Source organism: Pseudomonas fluorescens, from assembly GCF_002022275.1.
Classification (GTDB): Bacteria; Pseudomonadota; Gammaproteobacteria; order Pseudomonadales; family Pseudomonadaceae; genus Aquipseudomonas; species Aquipseudomonas fluorescens_AJ.
Genome location: NZ_MSDF01000058.1, coordinates 83920 through 104721 on the forward strand (window position 1 = coordinate 83920; position 20802 = coordinate 104721).

At 63.7% G+C, this 20802-nt stretch carries 1 protein-coding gene; it reads right to left on the reverse strand.

Annotated features, from left to right (window positions below; genetic code table 11):
- Window positions 1-50: 50 nt before the first annotated feature.
- A complete protein-coding gene (locus BFW87_RS31865) occupies window positions 51-20798 on the reverse strand; it encodes a non-ribosomal peptide synthase/polyketide synthase (RefSeq protein ID WP_078743175.1) in 20748 nt (6915 codons plus the stop codon).
- Between the last annotated feature and the right edge of the window lie 4 nt (window positions 20799-20802).

The window sequence follows — 20802 nt, forward strand, 5'->3', positions numbered from 1 at the left end:
CTCGCTGAGCCGGGCGGGCGTATGGCCTCGCCCGGCATTGATTCAAAGGGTTAGATGACGGCAGCAGGCTGTGCCAGTGCGTTGACCAGCCGCTTCAGCACCGTCTCGTCACGCGGCACCTCGAAGTGACCGCAGTCAAGCAAATGCCCCGTGGTGCCCTGCCCCAGCTGCACGCCCAGGCGCAGCGCCTCTTGCGCACGGCCGTCGGTCCACCAGCACTCAGGCCGCACCGGCAACGCTTCACACGCCGCCAGTTGCAACGAAAGTCGCTTGAGGTGACGGGCCACCATGAACACCTGGGCCAGCTCCTCGGCACCGAACCCCGGCCGATTAGCGTCGCCTCCTTCACGGGTCAGTGCGTCGCTGAACAGCTGGCGCAGGTTGTCGGGAGTTTCTCCACCGGCCGGGTGCAGGTGCGGCGCCAGGCTGGAACGGGTCACGTCGACGAACTCACGCAAGTCGGCTTGCCAGTCATCTACCGAGGTGGCCGATTCACCCGGCACGTAAGCGTCGAGCAGGCCGAGCCATTCCACGGTTTGCCCCTGACGCTGCAGTTCCGCCGCCATCAACGCCGCCAACGTGCCGCCCAGGGACCAACCCACCAGGTGGTAAGGCCCCTCGGGCTGCTGCTGACGCACATAACCGACATAGTCACGCGCCATGCCCGCCAGCGATTCATCCTTCCACAGTGGGTCAAGCAGCATCCGCGACTGCACGGCAATCACCTGCCGCGCCGTGCCCAACGCGCGAGCCAGCGGCTCATAGTCAAACACCGTACCGAACCCGGCATGGATGCAGAACAACGGTGTACGCCCCGCCACCGCCGGGCTCAGCGCCAGCAGCGGCGAACGCTGTTCTGCCGGCTTGCCGGTGGCCGCTTCGGCGGTCAACTCGCCAATGGTCGGTTTCTGCATCAGGTCGCGCAGCTTGAGGCTGAACCCCTGGCCCTTGAGCGTCCGCGAACGGGCCACCAATTGCAGGCTGAGGATCGAGTCACCGCCCAGTTCGAAGAAGTTATCGTCCAGGCCTACCCGCTCCACATTCAGCAAGGTTTGCCAGATCAGCGCCAAGGCTTTTTGCACCTCGGTCACGGGCGCCACGTAGCCTCCGTTCGCGAGGCTGGCCGATGGCTCCGGCAGCGCCTTGCGGTCGAGCTTGCCATTCGGCGTCAGTGGCAGCTGCGCCAGCACGATCAAGTGCGTCGGCACCATGTAGTCCGGCAGCGCCCGCTGCAACTGTTCACGCAGGCGCTGCACCAGGCCCTGATCTACGGCACTGTCGGCGGCAATCACATAGCCGAGCAATTGCTTGCCGTTGCCGGCGTCACGGGCGATCACCACGGCCTCGCGAACCTCGGCGCTGTCTTTGAGACGCGCCTCGATTTCGCCCAGCTCGATACGGAAGCCACGGATTTTCACCTGCTGGTCGATACGCCCCAGGTAATCAGCCGTGTCATCGTCGCGCAACCGCACCAGGTCGCCGGAGCGGTACAAGCGCCCGCCATTGAGGCTGGAAGGGTCAGGCACAAAGCGTTCAGCCGTCATCGCCGGCCGGTTCAGGTAGCCGCGCGCCAATCCTTCACCGCCCAGGTACAACTCACCGGCCAGGCCGTTGGGCAGCCGGTTGAGGTCCATGTCCAGCACTTGGGCACTGCGATTGCCGACGCGGCTGCCGATCGGTGCATAGGCTGCACCGCAGACGGCATCCGGCCCGGCCTTCCAGATCAGCGGCGTGACCACCGTCTCGGTCGGGCCATAGCCGTTGATGATGAACTGCGGACGCAGGGCACGCTGGGCCAGCTCGAAACTGGCCTGCGGCACGGCGTCTCCGCCGAAGCAATAGATCCGCACCGGCGGGGGGTTGCCATCGCGTTCGGCGTGTTCCGCCAATTGCTGCAGGTACACCGGTGGGAACGCCGCGACCGTCACGCCGTGGGCGTGCATCGCGTCGTAGGTCTGCTCCGGGGTCCACAGGCTGTCATCGCGAATCAACAGGCGGCCACCGTGGGTCAAGGTGGTCAGCCAGCGTTCGTGGGCGCCGTCGAAGGCAAACGACATGAAGTGCAGCTCGCAATCGGCCGGAGTCATTTCATAGCGCTCGCCAATGGCCTGGCAATGCATCGCCAGCGGGCCATGGCTGACCGCAACGCCCTTGGGCAGCCCGGTGGAGCCGGAGGTGTAGATCACGTAGGCGAGGTTGTCGCCCTGCACGGTGATCGCAGGCACTGATGCCGAGCCGCCTTGCAGATTCAACCGGTCGAGCTCCAGCACCTGCACAGCCGCCGGAATCGGCAACTGCCCACGCAACCCCTGCTCGGTCAACAGCAAGGCAATACCCGAGTCCTGCATCATGTAAGCCAGGCGTTCACGCGGGTAACTGGCGTCCAGCGGTACATAGGCGCCACCGGCCTTGAGCACCGCCAACAGCGCGATGATCATGCCTTCGCTGCGCGGCAAGGCCACGCCGACCCGCACATCGGGGCCGACGCCTTGTGCAATCAAGGCATGGGCCAGGCGATTGGCCTGTGTGTCCAGCGCACTGAACGACACTTGGCGCTCGGCGAACAACACGGCTGGCGCATCGCCCTGAACGGCCGCCCATTGGCTGATGCGCTCGTGCACCCAACCCGACTCCCGCACGGCCATCGGCGCCTCTACCGCAGACACGCTGGCCGTCGGCAAGCCAATGGCGCCCAGGCATTGCCCGGCATCGTCTGCCAGGCGCTGCAGCAAGCCTTCCATGTTCGCCCGAATGCCTTCAACCACCGCGTCGTTGAAGTGTTCGCGCAGGTACATGTACTCAATCACCAGGCCGTCTTCGAGGGTCACCATCAGGTCCATCGGGAAGTCTGTGAGACCGGCGCTGGCGACGTCGCCAAACGCCAGGCTGCCGTCTTGCCATTCGCGCAGCGCCTGATCGATGGGCTGGTTTTCGAACACGATGATGCTGTCAAACAGCGCCTGCCCGGCCTTGCCGGCCCAGCGCTGAATATCCGCCAGCGGTGTGTATTCGCGTTCGCGCATGTCCAGGTTGTAGGCCTGCAATTGACGCAACCAGTCGCCCACTGGCTGTTGCGGGGCAACCTCCTGAATCACCGGCAAGGTGTTGATGAACAACCCCAGGATGCGCTCGGAACCCGGCAGGCTGGCGGCACGGCCCGAGACGGTGGCGCCAAAGGCCACGCTGCGCTGCCCGCTGTAACGGCTGAGCAGCAGCAACCAGGCCGCCTGCACCAGCGTGTTCAGGGTCACTTGCTGGCTCTGGGCAAAGCCTTTGAACGCTTCGGTGGTTGCCGCATCAAAGCGGCTGTACTGCGCCTTGTGCCCTTTGCCCTCACGCACGGCCGACAGGGTGTCGGCCAGGTAGGTCGGTTGGTCCAGCACGGCCAGTTGTTGGCGCCAGAACTGCTCGCCGGCCGCCGCGTCCTGACGTTGCAGCCAGGCAATGTAATGCTCGTACGGCAAGGCCGGGGCCAAGGCCTGCCCGGAGTATTCGGCCAACACCTCGCCGATCAGCTGCGAGATGCTCCAGCCGTCGATCAGAATGTGGTGGTAGGTCCAGACCAGTTGGTGGCTGTGATCGTCCAGGCGTACCAGAAGGATCCTTTGCAACGGCGGCTGGTCCAGCTCGAAACCCTGAATGCGCTCTTCGGCGGCCAGTGCCTGCAAGCGTTGCTCCACATCCGCCTCGTCGCGCCAATCCAGCTCACGCAATGGCACGTGCAGGTGGTCCATCACGAACTGCAGCGGCTGCTCCAGGTCCTGCCACACAAAACCGGTGCGCAGGATCGGATGACGGGCGAAGGCCACTTCCCAGGCCCGCTTGAAGCGGTCCACATCCAGGCCTTTGACCGGCAGGCACAACTGGTTGACGTACAGTTCGCTGTCCGGCGCGTTCAGGCCCAAAAACAGCATGCCCTGCTGCATCGGCGACAGCGGGTACAGGCTTTGCACCTGTGCCTGCGGGATCGGCAATGCTTGCACCTGCTCAGGGTTGAGGCTGTGCAACACTTGGCCGGTGACCGGCGCAGGCTCAGGCGCCACCCCGTCCAGGCTGACGGCCCGCAGCGCCAGGGCCGCGAGGGTCGGGAACTGGAACAGGTCTTTGGGGCTCAAGCCCAACCCGGCTTCCCGGGCGCGGCTGACCACCTGGATCGACACGATGGAATCGCCACCCAACGCGAAGAAGTTGTCGGCAAGCCCGACTTGCCCAAGGCCCAACACCGCTTGCCAGATGCTCGCCAGGGTTGTCTCGACGTCCGTTTGCGGCGCGACGTAGACGCTCTGCGCCAGCTCGGGTGCAGGCAGTGCCTTGCGGTCGAGTTTGCCGTTGGCCGACAGCGGCAATTCAGCCAGCGCCAGCCATTGGCCGGGCACCATATAGTCCGGCAGGCAGCCGAGCAGGTAGTGGTTCAATACGGCTTGCCAATCGGCATTGGCCTCAGGCTCCAGCACCACATACGCCACCAGTTGCTTGCCATCGCGGGCGACCACCACGGCTTCACGCACGGCGGCGTGTTCCAGCAGACGCGCTTCGATTTCACCCAGCTCGATGCGCAAGCCGCGGATCTTCACTTGATGGTCGATGCGCCCGGCGTATTCGATCACGCCGTCTGCACGGTAACGCGCCAGGTCGCCGGTGCGGTACAGGCGCTCGCCGGCCACGAACGGGCTGGCGACAAAACGCTCGGCCGTCAGGCTTGGGCGACGATGGTAACCGCGCGCCAGGCCGATACCGGCCAGGTACAGCTCGCCGGTCACGCCCGCCGGCAGCGGCTCAAGGCTGCTGTCGAGGATGTAGGTGGCGAGGTTGGCGATCGGCTGGCCGATCGGCACGCTGTCGCGGCCTTCGTCGACGCAGGTCCAGTAGGTCACGTCGATGGCGGCTTCGGTCGGGCCGTACAGGTTGTACAGCCCGGCGTTTGGCAACTTGGCGAAGACTTGCTGCTGAATGTCGACCGCCAGTGCTTCACCGCTGCACACGATGCGTTTGAGGCTGCTGCACGTGCCGACGGATTCATCCTGCAAAAACGCCTGCAGCATTGATGGCACAAAGTGCAGCGTGCTGATCTGCTCGCGGGTGATCAGATCCACCAGTTTGGCTGGGTCACGGTGATCACCCGGTGCTGCAACCACCAGACGCGCGCCGGTCATCAGCGGCCAGAAGAATTCCCAGACCGACACGTCAAAGCTGAACGGAGTTTTCTGCACAACCGTGTCGCTGGCGTTCAGGCCGTAGGCTTGCTGCATCCAGCACAGGCGGTTGGTCAGGGCCACGTGACGGTTGCCAGCGCCTTTTGGTTTGCCGGTGGAACCGGAGGTGTAGATCACGTAGGCGAGGTTTTCGCCGGTCAATTCAATCACCGGATTAGCGGTGCTGTAGCCGTCGAGCCAGTCGCCCGGTTGATCCAGCGCCACACTGCGAATCGCCTCAGGAATCGGCAGGCGTTGCAACAACGCGCCTTGAGTCAGCAGCAACTGAATGCCGCTGTCTTCAAACATGTAGCTCAAACGATCCTGCGGATAATCCGGGTCCAGCGGCACATAAGCGCCGCCTGCCTTGAGGATCGCTACCAATGCCAGCACCATTTCGATAGAACGCTCAGCCGCCACACCCACCAACACGTCCGGGCCAACGCCTTGCTCGATCAGGTAATGGGAGAGCCGGTTAGCGCGCTCGTTAAGCTGGCGATAGCTCAAACGGGTCTCACCAAACGCCAGTGCCGGGGCATCCGGGGTCTTTGCAACCTGCGCTTCGATGAGTTGCTGCACAGTGGCTGGCGGATAGTCCGTAGTGGTGTCGTTCCATTCGTTGATCAGCACCTGACGCCCACTGGCGGGCAACAGCTGCATATCACCGAGCAACGTGTCGCCGTCCAGGCAACCCAGCAGGTTGAGCAATCCGTCGGCAATCTGCTCGATAGCTTCCTGGCGGAAACTGCCGAGGTCGAAGCTCAGGTGCAATGACAAGGTTTCGCCCAGGTTGACCAGTACGGTCAGCGGGTAGTTAGTCTGCTCATGGTTGGCCACCGTGCCGAAGCTCAGGCCGCCGGTTACACCTCGCTCCAGGGCCTCGGACACCGGGTAGTTTTCGAACACCAGAATGTTGTCGAACAAGGCGGCACCGCCCTGCCCGGCCCAACGCTGGATATCGAACAGCGGCGTGTGTTCCTGCTCACGCAGGGCGAAGTTCTGAGCTTGCAACTGCGCCAGCCAATCGGCCAGGCGCTGTTCCGGTTGCGGGCTCGCCACCACCGGCAAGGTGTTGATGAACAGGCCGATCTGTTGCTCCACGCCGACCAACTCAGCCGGGCGGCCCGACACCGTGGCACCGAAGGCCACGGCATCCTGGCCGGTGAAGCGTTGCAACAGCAGCAACCACGCGCCTTGCACCAGGGTGTTGAGGGTGACTTTTTGCTGGCGGGCAAATTCGCCCAGGCGCTGGGTAAACGCTGCATCCAGCACACGTACATGCTCGGCGTGCCCGTGGCTCAAGGCGACGCCCGCCTGGCTGACGCTCTGCGCCAGGCGAGTCGGCTCGCTCAACTGTGCCAATTGGCGAGTCCAGAAGGCTTCGCTGACGCTACGGTCCTGGCGTTGCAGCCAGGCGATGTAGTCGTGATAACGCCCGGCAAACGCGGGCACCGTCGCACCGCTGTAGCGCTGCAACACTTCGCCGAACAACTGCGCGTTACTCCAGCCATCGAGCAGGATGTGATGGTTGGTGTAGATCAAGTGATAGCGCTCGGCGGCGGTTTGCACCAGCGTCAGGCGCAGCAAGGCCGGATGCTGCAGGTCGAACGGCTGCAAACGTTCGCGTTCGGCCAACGCCTCCAGCGCCTGCTGTTGCCCGGCTTCGTGCTGCCAATCATGAACCGTCAACGGCACAGACACGTGGTGGTGGACCACTTGTACCGGCCGCTCGAACGCACCCTGCCAGAGGAAACCGCTGCGCAGAATGTCGTGTGCATCCAGCGCCGCCTGCCAGGCGGCGCGGAAGCGTTCGACCTGCAAGCCCTGCACATCCACGCGCAACTGGTTGATGTAAGCCCCGCTGTCCTGTTCGTACAGGCTGTGGAACAACATACCGTGCTGCATCGGCGACAACGGGTAAATATCCGCCACCGCATCGGCCGCCCACGGCAGGCTGTCGAGTTGCCCCTGGCTGAGTTGCGCCAGAGGGAAGTCCGACGGCGTGACAGCGCTGTGGGCGCCGTCGCAGCAATGGGCGATCAGCGCCCGAAGTTCTTCGGCATAGTCATCGGCCAGGGCCTGGATGGTGTGGGTGTCGAACATCGCTGCGCTGAAGGTCCAGCTCAGGCTCAATTCGCCGCCGTACACCTGGCTGTTCAGGGTCAGCCAGTTGGCGAGGTTGGCCTGCGGGCTTTGCTCGGCACCCGCCGATTCGCCTGCCGGGACGAACAACGCCTGCTCATCGAACTGACTGTCGAACTGGCCCAGGTAGTTGAAGGTGATCCGTGGCATTGCCAAGACCCCCAGGGCGGCCTGGCTGGCTGCGTCGCCGAGGTAGCGCAACGCACCAAAACCGATGCCTTTGTGGGGGATGGCGCGCAGTTGCTCCTTGATTGCCTTGATCGAGGCTCCGAGGTCGTCGCACGGTTGCAGGCGCACCGGGAACAGGCTCGTGAACCAGCCCACGCTGCGGGTCAGGTCAAGGTCATCGAACAGGTCTTCACGACCGTGCCCTTCGAGGGCAATGCTGGTCGCCCCGTGGCCGGTCCAACGCCCTATCGTGCGCGCCAGCGCCGTCAACAACAGGTCGTTGACTTGGGTGCGGTAAGCCGCAGGCGCCTGTTGCAGCAGTTGCCGGGTAAGGCCGGCGTCCAGGTGGCTCTGCAAGGTCACGGCGTGACGGTTCAACAGGGCACCGTCAGGGCGATCGCTCGGCAATGCCTCGTTGCCTTGCAACTGCGCCTGCCAGAACGGCAGTTCGGCTTGCACGGGCGCACTGCGGGCATACGCCTGCAAGCGCTCGGCCCAGTGTTTGACCACCGAGGTCTTGGCTGGCAAGCGCAGGGTGTGCGAGGTCTGTGCCTGCTGGTAAGCCAGTTGCAGGTCTTCCAGCAATACACGCCAGGACACGCCGTCTACCACCAGGTGATGGACGATCAACAGCAGGCGCTGGCTGCCATCCGCCAGAGTCGCCAACAGACCACGCAACAACGGGCCGTCCTGCAGGCTCAGGCTGCGCTGGGCCTCAAGGCCGGCTGCGGCCAGTTCATCGGGGTGATCGAGCGTCGCTTGCCACAGCAGCGAAACCGGCGCCTCGGCAAAGCGCGCGGTCCAGCCAGTGGCCTGTTCGGTAAAGCGCAGGCGCAAGGCATCGTGGTGCGCACACACAGCGTCGAGGGCGCGCTCCAATGCGTCGGCATTCAGGGTTTGCCGGGGTTTGAGCAGCACCGACTGGTTCCAGTGATGACGCTCGGTGGTCACCGCCTCAAAGAAATGCTGCTGCATCGGCAACAGCAACGCGGCGCCCGTGACTGGCGACTGATCGATGATCAGCGCTTCGCTGCCGGTCTTGGCCACCGCCGCCAGGCTCTGCACGGTCTGATGCTGGAACAGGTCCTTGGGCGTGAAGCGAATGCCCGCCTGGCGAGCCCGGCTGACCACCTGAATCGACACGATGGAATCGCCGCCCAGGGCAAAGAAGTTGTCGGTCACACCGACCTGCTCAACGCCCAATAAGGTTTTCCAGATCGCCGCGAGTGCGGCCTCCACGTCGGTGGCAGGCGCCACGTAGGCTTGAACGTGCGCCGCCTCAGGCGCGGGCAGCAGGTTGCGCGCCAGTTTGCCGTTGGGGCTTAACGGCATTTCGTCGAGCAGCATGATTACCGCTGGCACCATGTATTCAGGCAGTTCCTGCAACAGATGTTGTTGCAGCAGCGTGAGGTAATCCTGTTCACCCAAATTTGACTGGGTCGGCACCACATACGCCACCAGTTGCTTGCCATCGCGGGCAACCACTACAGCTTCACGCACGGCGGCGTGTTCCAGCAGGCGCGCTTCGATTTCACCCAGCTCGATGCGCAAGCCGCGGATCTTCACTTGATGGTCGATGCGCCCGGCGTATTCGATCACGCCGTTGGCGCGGTAACGCGCCAGGTCGCCGGTGCGGTAAAGGCGCTCGCCGGCCACAAACGGGCTGGCGACAAAACGCTCGGCCGTCAGGCCTGGGCGACGATGGTAACCGCGCGCCAGGCCGATACCGGCCAGGTAGAGTTCGCCGGTCACGCCCGCCGGCAGCGGCTCAAGGCTGCTGTCGAGGATGTAGGTCGCGAGATTGGCGATCGGTTGGCCGATCGGCACGCTGTCGCGGCCTTCGTCGACGCAGGTCCAGTAGGTCACGTCGATGGCGGCTTCGGTCGGGCCGTACAGGTTGTACAAACCGGCGTTTGGCAGCTTGGCGAAGACTTGCTGCTGAATGTCTACCGCCAGCGCTTCACCGCTGCACACGATGCGTTTGAGGCTGCTGCAGGTGCCGACGGATTCATCCTGCAAAAACGCCTGCAACATCGACGGTACGAAGTGCAGCGTGCTGATCTGCTCGCGGGTGATCAGATCCACCAGTTTGGCTGGGTCACGGTGATCACCCGGCGCCGCTACTACCAAGCGTGCGCCGGTCATCAACGGCCAGAAGAACTCCCACACCGATACGTCAAAGCTGAACGGGGTTTTCTGTACCACCGTGTCACTGGCGCCCAGGCCGTAGGCTTGCTGCATCCAGCACAGACGGTTAGTCAATGCCACGTGACGGTTGCCGGCGCCCTTTGGTTTGCCTGTAGAACCGGAGGTGTAGATCACGTAGGCGAGGTTTTCGCCGGTCAGTTCCACTGACGGATTGGCGGTGCTGTAGCCGTCGAGCCAGTCGCCTTGTTGATCCAGCGCCACGCTGCGAATCGCTTCCGGAATCGGCAAACGTTCCAGCAACGCGCCTTGGGTCAGCAGCAACTGAATGCCGCTGTCTTCAAACATGTAGCTCAAACGATCCTGCGGATAATCCGGATCCAGCGGCACATAAGCCCCGCCTGCCTTGAGGATTGCCACCAGCGCCAGCACCATTTCGATCGAGCGTTCAGCTGCCACACCCACCAGAACGTCCGGGCCGACGCCCTGCTCAATCAGGTAATGGGAGAGCCGGTTGGCGTGCTCGTTGAGCTGGCGATAGCTCAAACGGGTCTCGCCAAACGCCAGTGCCGAGGCATCCGGGGTCGTTTCAACCTGGGCCTCGATGAGTTGCTGCACGGTGGCAAGCGGGTAATCAATGGCAGTGTCATTCCAGCCGTCAATCACGGTGTGACGCGCCGCTACCGGGACCATCTGAACCTCGCCCACGGCACGCTCGCCGGAGTCGGCCAGACGTTCCAGCAGCGTCTCCAGGCAAGCCGCCAAACCGCTGATGGCCGAACCGTTGAACTTCGCCTCGCTGTAGCTGAACTGGAAGCCCAGTTGCTCGCCCACGTTGACCAGCAATGTCAGCGGGTAGTTGGTGCGCTCATGGCTTTCTACCGCACCAAAACGCAACTGCTCAGGCTCGCTGTGCTGCAAGGCTTCGGACACCGGGTAGTTCTCGAACACCAGGATGTTGTCGAACAAGGCGCCACCGCCCTGCCCGGCCCAGCGCTGGATATCGAACAGCGGCGTGTGCTCATGTTCACGCAACGCTAGGTTGAGTGCCTGCACGGTTTGCAGCCACTGGCTGACACTTTGCTCGGCGGTCGGGCGGGCGATCACCGGCAAGGTGTTGATGAACAGGCCGATTTGCTGCTCGACGCCTTTGAGTTCAGCCGGGCGCCCCGATACCGTGGCACCAAACGCCACGGCCGCGTGGCCGACGTGGCGCTGCAACAGCAACAGCCAGGCCGCTTGCACCAAGGTGTTGAGGGTCACCTTGTTGGCGCGGGCGAAGTCGCTCAGGCGCCGGGTGTGGGTGCGGTCCAGTGTGAGGAAGTGGTCCGCGTGCCCGTCGGCGGACACTGCGGCCTGCTTGTCATAGGCCAGGGCATCGGCCAAACGCGTCGGCTCATCCAGAGCTGCGAGTTGCTCACGCCAGTAGTGCTGGCTCAAGCCGCTGTCCTGGGCTTGCAGCCAGCCGATGTAATCGCGGTAACGCCCGGGCGACGTCGCGGGCGCCTGGCCGCTGTAGCGCTGCAGCACCTCGCCCAGCAACTGCGAGTTGCTCCAGCCATCCATCAGCAGGTGGTGGCTGGTGAAGATCAAGTGGTAACGGTCCTCACCCAGGTGCACGACCTCCAGCCCCAGCAGCGGTGCCTGGGCCAGTTCAAAACCTTGCTCGCGCCGGGTGGCGGCCAGTTGATCAAGCGCCACGGGCAGGTGCTCAAGGCCCTGCCAATGATGCAGGGTGTAGGGCAACTCAACGTGCTTGAACACCACTTGCACCGGGTGCTCGATGTCGCCTTGCCACACAAAACCACTGCGCAGGCTGTCGTGGGCATCAAGTGCCGCTTGCCAGGCCTGGCGGAAACGCTGCGGGTCAAGCCCGCTCACGTCCAGGCGCATCTGGTTGATGTAATCCCCTGTCGATTGCTCGTACAGCGTATGGAACAGCATGCCCTGCTGCATCGGCGACAGCGGGTAGATGTCCTCGATATCAGCCACCGCCACCGGCAGCGCGTCCAGCTGCGCCTGGCTCAGGTGCGCCAACGGGAAGTCCGACGGCGTCACGCCCTGAGCCTGGGCACAGTGTTCGATCAGCGCAACGAGTTCGGCCTGCAGGTCGTCAGCCAGGCACTGGAGGGTCTGGGCGTCAAACATCTGCGAACTGAAACGCCAGTCCAGGCTGAGTTCACCGCCATACACCTGGCCATTGAGGGTCAGCCAGTTGCCCAACGGCGCATCGGCACTGTGCTCGGCGCCGGTGTCCTCCGGCGCCGGCGCAAACAAGGCGCCATCGGCCTCGTCGAAGCTGCCGTCAAACTGGCCGAGGTAGTTGAAAGTGATGCGCGGTGTCGGCAATTCGCGCAACGCGTTTTGCACCGCCTCATCCCCCAGATAACGCAGGGCGCCATAGCCGATGCCCTTTTGCGGAATGCTGCGCAGTTGCTCCTTGATCACCTTGATCGAGTCACCCACCTGCCCGGCGGGCGTGAGGTTGACCGGGAACAGGCTGGTGAACCAACCCACTGTGCGGGTCAGGTCAACCTCATCGAACAGCTCTTCACGGCCGTGGCCTTCCATCTGCACCAGCGTGGAAGCCTGCCCTGTCCAGCGGCAGATCACCCGCGCCAATGCCGTCAGCAACAGGTCGTTGACCTGGGTGCGATAAGCGGCTGGCGCGACCTGCAGCAGTTGCCGGGTGCGGTCGCTGTCCAGGCGCGTTTGCACCGAACTTACGTAGCGACTCTGCAAACCACCCTGCGCACGGTCACACGGCAGCCCCGCCACGGCACCGGCCAGATGCGCCTGCCAGAACGCCAGCTCGTCAGCCAAGACCTGACTGTGGGCATACTCATGCAGGCGCTCGGCCCAGGTTTTGAAGGCGCTGGTCTTGGCCGGCAAGTGCAGCGGCTGACCGGCTTCCAGCTGTCGATACCTGTGTTGCAAGTCCTCCAGCAGGATCCGCCAGGACACCCCGTCCACCACCAAGTGATGGACCGCCATCAACAGGCGCTGGGAGCCATCCGCCATCGCCACCAGCACAGCACGCGCGACCACGCCAGCGTTTAGGTCCAGCGAGCGTTGAGCCCTCTCCGCCACGGCAAGCAGCGCCGTGGCATCGGCAGCCTCGGCGAGCCACAGCAATGGCGTGGCCTGCGCATGCTCGGGGCTCAGGTAATGGGCGCGACCCTCTGCGGTGAAGGCCATGCGCAATGCATCGTGATGCGTGACCAGTGCCTGCAACGCCGCTTCCAGGCGCGCGGCCTGCAAGGTGACGGCAGGTTTGAGCAGCACCGATTGGTTCCAGTGGTCACGCTCAGGAATCACCTGTTCAAAGAACCATTGCTGCACCGGCAACAGCGGCGTTTGGCCGGTAACCGGGCCTTGATCGATCTGGACCCGCTGGCTGTCCGTCTGTGCCACAGCAGCAAGGCTGTGCACGGTCTGGTGCTGGAACAGGTCCTTGGGTGTGAAGTGAATGCCGGCCACCCGGGCGCGGCTGACAACCTGAATGGAGATGATCGAGTCACCGCCCAGCTCGAAGAAGTTGTCGTTCAGGCCGACCTGATCCAGGCGCAAGACTTCCTGCCAGATCGCGGCAATCCGCTGTTCCAGTGCACTTTGCGGGGCCTGGTAATCGGCTTGCGCCGCACCTGCCGCAGGTTTCGGCAAGGCCTTGCGGTCCAGCTTGCCATTGGGTGTCAGCGGGAAAGTGCTGAGCAGCACCAGATGCGCCGGCACCATGTAGCCCGGCAGCTGCTGCTTGAGGTGCGCCTTGATCGCCGCTGGCAGTTGAACGTCCTGCACATGCGTGGCATCGGTTGGCACCACATACGCCACCAGTTGTTGGCCGCTCAGCCCGGGCTGAGCCACCACCACCGCTTCACGCACCCGCGGGTCGTCTTGCAGGCGCGCTTCAACCTCGCCCAGCTCGACGCGGAAGCCACGGATTTTGACTTGATGGTCGATTCGCCCGATGTAATCGGTGGTGCCGTCTTCGCGCTGGCGCACCAGGTCGCCGGAACGGTAGAAACGCCCACCCGGCGCACCGAAAGGGTCGGGTACAAAGCGCTCGGCGGTCATTCCCGGGCGGTTCAGGTAACCCCGCGCCAGGCCTTCGCCACCCAGGTAAAGCTCGCCGCTCAAGCCTTGGGACAGCGGGTTGAGCTGGTCGTCCAGCACGTAGGTGCTGCGGTCACCGATGCGGCTGCCAATAGGCGCGTAGGCCGCGCCGCAGGCCTGTTCCGGGCCGGCCTTCCAGATCAGCGGCGTGACCACGGTTTCCGTCGGGCCATAGCCGTTGATGATGTACTCGGGACGCAGTGCACGCTTGGCGAGCTCGAAACTGGCATGGGGCACGGCATCGCCACCGAAGCAATAAATACGCACGCGCGGCGGGTTGCCGTCGCGCTCGGCATGCTCGGCGAGTTGTTGCAGGTACACCGGCGGGAACGCCGCCACGGTCACGCCATGGCGATGCATGGCCGTGTACGTCTGCTCCGGCGTCCACAGGCTGTCATCACGCAGCAGCAGGCGAGCGCCGTGGGTGAGCGAGGTCAGCCAGCGCTCGTGGGCGCCGTCAAAGGCGAAGGACATGAAGTGCAGTTCGCAGTCTGCGGCGCTCATTTCATAGCGTTCGCCAATGGCCTGGCAATGCATGGACAACGGTCCGTGCGCCACGCTGACGCCTTTTGGCTGGCCGGTCGAACCGGAGGTGTAAATCACGTACGCGAGGTTATCCGGGTGCAGGTCAACGACCGGCGCGGTGGCGGGCCATTGGCTGAAGTCCATCTTGTCCAGCTCAAGGGCATGCAGGCCTGCCACCTGCGGCAGTGCGTCGACAAGGCTTGAGTCCGTCAGCAACAACGCGACGCCGGAGTCTTGCATCAGGTACGTCAGGCGTTCTTCGGGGTAGCTGGCGTCCAGCGGCACGTAAGCACCACCGGCCTTGAGCACAGCGAGTAACGCCACCATCAGTTGCTCGCCGCGCGGCAGGGCGACGGCCACACGGACTTCCGGCCCCACGCCTTCGGCGATCAGCACGTGCGTCAGGCGGTTGGCACGGTCGTTCAATTGCCCGAAGGTCAGGCTGTGTTCACCCATGATCAGCGCGACGCGGTCGGCGGTTTGGGCACCGATGCGCTCGTGCACGTAGGGCTGCGCCGGGTAAGGTTGCGGGGCATTGCTGGCGCGCAAGTGTGCCCATTCAGGGGGTGTCAGCAGTTCAAGGGAGCCGGTGGGGCGCTGTGCCGAATGGCTGAACTGCTCAAGCAGGTGCAGCAGCTGCGCGTTGATCCGCGCAATGGCCGGCGCCGAAAAATTCTTCAAGGCATAACCGTAGTGCAGCGTCAGGCGCTCTTCCAGAATCACGCCGAGGGTCAGCGGATAGCTGGTTTGCTCCAGGCTCGACACTTCACCGAATCGCGGCCCGGTGCTCTGGCTTTGCTGCAAGGCCTCGGAAATCGGGTAGTTCTCAAACACCAGAATGCTGTCGAACAAGGCTTCGCCACCCTGCCCGGCCCAACGCTGGATATCGAACAGCGGCGTATGTTCCTGCTCGCGCAAGTTCAGGTTGAGGGTCTGGATGGTCTGCAGCCATTCGCCGACAGATTGGCGCGCATCACTGCCAGCGATCACCGGCAGGGTGTTGATGAACAGGCCGATCTGCTGCTCGATGCCTTCCAGCGCCGAAGGCCGACCCGACACGGTCGCGCCAAACGCAACGGTGGCGTGGCCGGTGTAGCGTTGCAACAACAGCAGCCAGGCGCTCTGCACCAGGGTGTTGAGCGTGACTTTCTGCTCGCGGGCGAACGCATTCAGACGGCCGGTAGCGACTGCATCCAGGGTATGGACCAGTTCGCCATGGCCCTCTGCCGCGGCGTCACCGCTGGCCAGGCTGTCGGCCAGACGCGTCGGCGACTCAAGGGCCGCCAGTTGCTCGGTCCAGAATGCTTCACTGGCGGCGCTGTCGCGGCCTTGCAGCCAGGCAATGTAGTCGCGGTAACGCCCCGCTGAGGGGCTGACGGGCAACCCGGCATAGCGCTGCAGCACCTCGCCGAACAACTGCGCGTTACTCCAGCCATCGAGCAGGATGTGGTGGTTGGTGAAGATCAGGTGGTGACGCGCCTCGCCGGTCTGGATCAGGCACAGGCGCAGCAACGGCGCGCGGTCGAGCACGAAGGCACTGCTGCGCTGCTCCAGCGCCGCGGTGTCGAGGGCAGTGGCGAGGTCATTGTGAGTGCGCCAGTCGTACGTGCTGAACGGCACCTCGACGTGTCGCGCGATGACCTGTATCGGTTGCTCGAAGACACCGTGCCACAAAAACGCACTGCGCAGGCTTTCATGGGCCGCCAGCGTGTCTTGCCAGGCCGCCTGGAAGCGCGCGCAATCAAGCCCGTCGACGTCAACGCGCAACTGGTTGATGTAGTCGACGCCATTGTGCTCATACAGGCTGTGGAACAGCATGCCCTGCTGCATGGGCGACAGCGGGTAAATGTCTTCAATCGTGCGCAGCGCAAACGGCAGTGCATCCAGCTGCACCTGGTCAAGTTGCGCCAGCGGGAAGTCCGACGGCGTGACGCCGCTGTGCGCCAGGTCGCAGCAATGGTTGACCAGCGCCTGGAGTTCCAGCGCATAGGCATCGGCCAACTGCTGCACCGTGGCGTCCTTGAACATCTCGCGGCTGAAGCTCCACTCCAGGCTCAGCTCGCCGCCATAGACCTGGCCGTCGACGGTCAGCCAGTTACCCATCGGTGCCTCGGCACTTTGCTCGGCACCCGATGGCTCACTGGCAGGCACGAACAGTGACGCTTCATCAAACTGGGCGTCGAACTGCCCCAGGTAGTTGAAGGTGATACGCGGCTGCGGCCGCTGGGCCAGTAATGCGCGCTCGTCGGGGCCCGCCAAGTAACGCAGCAAGCCATAACCGAGGCCCTTTTGCGGTACGCCGCGCAGTTGTTCCTTGATGGTTTTCAGCGACTGGCCAAGATCGGCTGCCGGAGTGAGGCGCACCGGAAACAGGCTGGTGAACCAGCCGACGGTACGGCTTAAGTCGAGCTGTTCAAACAGGTCTTCGCGGCCGTGCCCTTCCAGCTGGATGACGCTTGAGGTGTGGCCGGTCCAGCGGCAGACAACGCGCGCCAGTGCCGTCAGCAACAGGTCGTTGACCTGGGTGCGATAAGCGGCGGCAGCGTCTTGCAGCAGACGCCGGGTCAAGGTGGCGTCCAGGCGTGTCTGTACGGTGCCAGCATGCCGATTCTGCAAGCCACCTGCAGGGTTGTCACACGGCAAGTCATCCGCGTCATGGCCAAGCGTCTGCAACCAGTAGCCCAATTGCGCTTGCACGGCGTCACTGGCGGCGTAGTCAGTCAGTTGCTCGGCCCAAGCCTTGAAGGCACTGGTTTTGGGGGCAAGCTTGACGCTACGGGCGGTAGCCAGTTGTTCGTAGGCGCTTTGCAGGTCTTCCAGAAGAATCCGCCAGGACACCCCATCCACCACCAGATGGTGAACGACCACCAACAGGCGCTGGCTGCCATCCGCCATTTGCACCAGCAGGGCGCGCAGCAAAGGACCTTGCTGCAGGTTCAGCGACTGCTGGGCTTCATCACAGCGGGCTTGCAATTGCTCATCATCACAGGCCTCGGCCTGCCACAGCAGTGTCGCGGCCTGGTCGACAGGACCATGGCTGGCCTGCCCGTGCGGGGTGAACTGCAAACGCAGCGCATCGTGGTGAACCACCAGCGCCTGTAAAGCCTGCTCAAGGCGCACCGGGTCGATAGCCTGTGCGGGTTTGAGCAGCAATGACTGGTTCCAGCGCTGACGCTCAGGGATCTGCGCTTCAAAAAACCATTGCTGAAACGGCAACAGCGGCGCGCTGCCAGTGACGGCGCCTTGATCGATCAGCAAGGTGTTGCCCAGCTTGGCCACACGCGCCAGGCTCTGGACGGTCTGGTGCTGGAACACATCCTTGGGCGTCAGCAGGATACCGGCCTGACGGGCGCGGCTGACCACTTGGATCGACACAATCGAGTCGCCACCCAGGGCAAAAAAGTTATCGGTCACGCCGACCTGTTCACGTTTGAGTACGTCCTGCCAGATGGCGGCGATACGCTGCTCAAGCGCCGTGCTCGGCGCGGTGTAAACGGCGGCTTGCTGACTGGCATCCGGGGCCGGCAGCGCCTTGCGGTCCAGCTTGCCGTTGGGGCTCAGGGGCATTTCATCCAGCAGCATGATCACCGCCGGCACCATGTACTCAGGCAACTCTTGCAACAGATGCTGTTGCAGCAGCGTGAGGTAATCCTGCTCACCTAAATCCGCTTGATTCGGCACCACATACGCCACCAGTTGCTTGCCATCGCGGGCAACCACCACAGCTTCGCGCACGGCGGCATGTTCCAGCAGACGCGCTTCGATTTCACCCAGCTCGATGCGCAAGCCGCGAATTTTCACTTGGTGGTCGATGCGCCCGGCGTATTCCATCACGCCGTCTGCACGGTAACGCGCCAGGTCGCCGGTGCGGTACAGGCGCTCGCCGGCCACAAACGGGCTGGCGACAAAACGTTCGGCCGTCAGGCTTGGGCGACGATGGTAACCGCGCGCCAGGCCGATACCGGCCAGGTAGAGTTCGCCGGTCACGCCCGCCGGCAGCGGCTCAAGGCTGCTGTCGAGGATGTAAGTCGCGAGGTTGGCGATCGGTTGGCCGATCGGCACGCTGTCACGGCCTTCGTCGACGCAGGTCCAGTAGGTCACGTCGATGGCGGCTTCGGTCGGGCCGTACAGGTTGTACAAACCGGCACTCGGTAGCTTGGCGAAGACTTGCTGCTGGATATCGACCGCCAGCGCTTCACCGCTGCATACGATGCGTTTGAGGCTGCTGCATGTGCCGACGGATTCATCCTGCAAAAACGCCTGCAGCATCGACGGCACAAAGTGCAGCGTGCTGATCTGTTCGCGATTGATCAGCTCGACCAGTTTGGCAGGGTCACGGTGATCGCCCGGCGCAGCAACCACCAGACGCCCGCCGGTCATCAGCGGCCAGAAGAACTCCCACACCGATACGTCGAAGCTGAACGGGGTTTTCTGTACCACCGTGTCGCTGGCGTCCAGGCCGTAGGCTTGCTGCATCCAGCACAGACGGTTGGTCAGGGCCACGTGACGGTTTCCGGCGCCCTTCGGTTTGCCGGTGGAGCCGGAGGTGTAGATCACATAGGCGAGGTTTTCGCCGGTCAGTTCAATCGCCGGATTGGCAATGCTGTAGCCATCCAGCCAGTCGCCCGGCTGATCCAGTACCACGCTGCGAATTGCCTCAGGAATCGGCAAACGCTCCAGCAAGGCGCCCTGCGTCAGCAGCAACTGAATTCCGCTGTCCTCAAACATATAGCTCAAACGATCCTGCGGATAATCCGGGTCCAGCGGCACATAAGCCCCGCCAGCCTTGAGGATCGCTACCAATGCCAGAACCATTTCGATCGAGCGTTCAGCCGCCACACCCACCAGCACGTCCGGGCCAACGCCCTGTTCAATCAGGTAATGAGCGAGCGCGTTAGCGCGCTCGTTGAGCTGGCGATAACTCAAACGGGTCTCACCGAACGCCAGTGCCGGGCCATCCGGTGTCTTCGCAACCTGCGCTTCGATGAGTTGCTGCACGGTGGCTGGCGGGTAGTTCGTGGCCGTGTCGTTCCAGGCGTTGATCAGCACGTGGCGCTCATCGCTCGTCAACATCGCCAGCGCTTCAACCTTCTGACCTGGCGCCGCGAGCATCGCATCCAGCAGGGCCAGCCAATGTCGGCTCATACGCTCGACAGTGGAGGCGTCAAACAGGTCCGTCGCATACACGAACGACGCACTCAGCCCGCCGAGGTACTCGACCGTGTTGAGCGACAGGTCGAACTGTGCCGTCGGGCTCTCCCATTCCAGGCCCTCCACACGCATGCCCGGCAATTGCACCGAGGCGCCCTGAGTGTCATGGGCCTTGTGGTTGAACATCACCTGGAACAGCGGGTTGCGGCTCAGGCTGCGCTCGGGTTGCAACACCTCGACCAACTGCTCAAAGGGCAGGTCCTGATGCGCCTGGGCGTCAAGGGCATGTTTGCGCACCTGTTGCAGCAGGCTGCGTACGCTGGCCTGGCTGTCGATCTCGGTGCGCAGCACCTGGGTATTGACCAGAAAGCCAATCAGGCGCTCGGTCTCCGCGCGATTGCGGTTGGCGATTGGCACGCCGACACGAATATCCGACTGACCGCTGTAGCGCTGCAACAGCACCTGGAAGGACGCCAGGAGCACCATAAAGCCGGTGACGTTTTCCTGCTGGGCCAGGCGCTTGAGCGCCTCGACGCGTTGCGCCCCCAACTCGACCTGCAGCGTGGCCCCGGCAAAGCTCTGGACGGCCGGACGCGGGTGGTCCGTGGGCAATTCCAGCACCGGCTGCTCGCCCGCCAGTTGAACCTGCCAATATCCCAGTTGACGCTCGCGTTCACCCGCCTCCATCCAGTGGCGCTGCCACAGCGCATAGTCGGCATATTGCACCGGCAACGCCGGCAGGCTGCCCTGCCCGCCCCGGCTGAATTCGGCGTACAGGCGCACCAGGTCATCGGCCATCACTTGCAGCGATGCACCGTCACAAATGCTGTGGTGCAATGTCAGCACCAGTACATGTTCATCCGGCGCAAGGCGCAGCAAACGCGCACGCATCAACGGCCCGTTGGCCAGGTCGAACGGCGTCCCGGTTTCCGCTTCCACCACCGCCTTCAAGCCCGCTTCGCCGTCGGCGAGCCACTGGGCTTCATGGGCTTGGGCGCTCAACGGCTGGGCCGTCGGCGCGCCGATGTGTTGCAGCACTGCGTCACCGTCCTGGATAAACGTCGTGCGCAGGCTTTCGTGGCACGCCACCAGCGCCTCAAGGCTGCCTTGCAGGGCATCGACGTTCAGCGCGCCGGACAGGCGCAGAGCCTTGGACAGGTTATAGGCCGCGCTGTCGGGCTCCAGTTGCCACAAAAACCATTGGCGCTGTTGGGCGTAAGAAAGCAGCAGAGGCTCGTCGGCGTCACGCTTGAAGATTGGCGCGACACCGAACAGGTTAATTCCCTTTTGCTTGAGCAGGACGGCCAGCGCCTTCCTTTCTTTCGCAGAAAGCGCTCCCACCGACTCGATTAACTTTTGCACGCCA